This is a genomic window from Succinimonas sp., assembly GCF_045225735.1.
Lineage (GTDB): Bacteria > Pseudomonadota > Gammaproteobacteria > Enterobacterales > Succinivibrionaceae > Succinimonas.
The window spans coordinates 1-2,073 of sequence record NZ_JBGVBR010000037.1; the positions used below are offsets into that span (position 1 = coordinate 1).

The 2,073-nt window shown below is 55.7% G+C and carries 2 protein-coding genes; both read right to left on the reverse strand.

Annotation, left to right across the window (positions count from 1 at the left end; all coding sequences use genetic code 11):
* Positions 1-1,118 (reverse strand): AAA family ATPase (locus ACJROR_RS01355; protein WP_406545534.1); only part of this gene is annotated, 1,118 nt, incomplete at its 3' end.
* A 432-nt stretch (positions 1,119-1,550) separates the two neighbouring features.
* The coding region (locus ACJROR_RS01360) for a hypothetical protein (protein ID WP_406545535.1) at positions 1,551-2,073 on the reverse strand (523 nt) is incomplete at its 5' end.

Sequence of the window (2,073 nt, forward strand, 5' to 3'; positions counted from 1 at the left end):
TCCTTGAGAGAATAGGGGCCGGAAAGCACCTCCAGGATATTCCCCAGAATATCGTCTGAAAGACTCCGGAGCCAGCCCGCTGCCAGAGAGGCGTAGCTAAGGCCGCTTTCCGGCCAGTAGTTCTGAAAGCCTTCCTCCGGCCGGGAGAGAAAGCGGATAAGAGAGCGGGGGTTTATCACCTCAACCGGGGAGTCAATGGTCATGCGGTATCCGCCGTAATAGCGGGTGATCAGGCGGAGGAGTTCCTTTCGGGGCAGGCCCAGAGCCTCGGCGGCCTTGTTAAGCTCCGGCTCCATGAAGTTTTCAGTTTCCTCGGGGGTAAAGCCCAGAAGGGCGGCGTTTTCCGAATCCAGGGTGAGATTGATGTAGTTTCTGAAGACGTCAAACATGTCGGAGAGCGGCACCGGCATGACTCCGGCCACCAGCAGGAATCTCAGATGGGCGATGCTGTTATTGACGATGGTGAAGAATTCCGTGAGATAGTGGGAAACAGCCCGCACCTCTTCGGATCCGAAGCCGGGAACGCTTAAGGGAGCGTCGAAGTTATCGATGAGAAGCACCGTCTGCTTTTTGCTGTTTTCCAGCAGGTTTCCGATAAGCTCCGGCCCCCGGTGGGTCAGGGGGACGTGAAGACCGTTGCCATGGGAGGCGAGATCCACGCCGTTTTTGGCGGCGAAGTCCTCGATGGCGGCGCAGACGGCGGCATCCAGGTTTTTCAGGCTGTCAAATCTGGCGGCAAAGTCCAGGGTGAGCACCTGATAGTCCCCGGTGTCCCGCCAGTGTCCGTCGATGCTGAGCCCTTTAAAGTGTTCCATCCCGTGAGAAAACAGCGAGGCCAGAGTGGACAGAAGCAGGGTTTTCCCGAAATTGGCTGGGCGGGTCAGGATAAAGGGGCCGTTAAAGACCGCAATCTCATAGATATAAGCGGTTTTGTCCACGTAGATGCGGTTTCGGCGGCGGAGCTCTTCAAAGTCCGAGATGCTGCCGGGGAGGCGGGACAGAAGCCCGGCGGGGAGACCGCCCCGGGCCGGAGCGGAAGCCGCTTCGGGAGCGGCCTTTGCGGAGTCAGCGGGAATATTATCTGAAGTAACGCCGGGAAGATCTGTTTCTGGGGTCATGGCAGCCTCTGCAATGATGCGCGGATGTGCACGCATATGTATACGTGTGCGCGGTGGGGTATATTTGCGCGGATCGCCGTACGCGTCTTAGGTTATTCAAGGGACACGGATCGCGGGGATACAGTTCTATTATTGTGCCGGTGCGCATCCGGAAGTAAGTCCCGGATCCCGAAAATGCGGGTTATGCTGCGGAGATTGCTTAAAATGTGAGCAGGATCGTGATTGCGGAAGGGAGGAAAGCCGGCCTGCCTCTCCGTTAACAGATCCCCGGGCGATGCGGCGGGACTCCGGATTTCCGATCGCCTAGCATCTCAGAAAAACGGTCTTAAGCAGGGGGAATGTTCCAGTCCCTGCTGATTCAGGCTAACTAAAGGCCCAGACTGCGCCAACCTGGCTTAGCGCGTAACCGGAAAGCAGGGATCGCAAAGAAAGTCATGGGAAGCACGGCTGGAACTTTTTTTTGTAGATCTCCGCGGCTTTCCATAATATTTCCTCTATAGCTTTCCTGGTTTTGGCAATATCTTTTTTTATCGCCGTTTTATTAAGTTCCGGATTTAATTCCTTTTCTGCGGCTGCAGCTGCTTTGTGGCCATCCATTTCATTGGCGTTTTTTCCTTCCTTGGGAAAAATCGCATCAAAAACGGCGCTGCCCAGATAGAATTTGGCAATTGAGGACAGCGGCATATCCAGGCGCTGCGCTGTCTCCGCCCATTTTTTAAGGCGATCCTGAGAACAGAGATCTGAAAACATGGCCAGAGGCCAGAGGCAGACCGTCGCAAGCCTGGGATCGGCCTCTCTGATGCCATGTTCGGCAACCAGGCAGCCGGCCATGATCTGTTCACACTCCCGGCGCATTTTTTCAGGATCCGGCTTCAGGAGGCGCGCCTTCTCCATATAAGCCTTAAAGTCGCCGCTACAGGATTTGAGGGTAATGCCCTGTTCTTCGGCCTGAAGA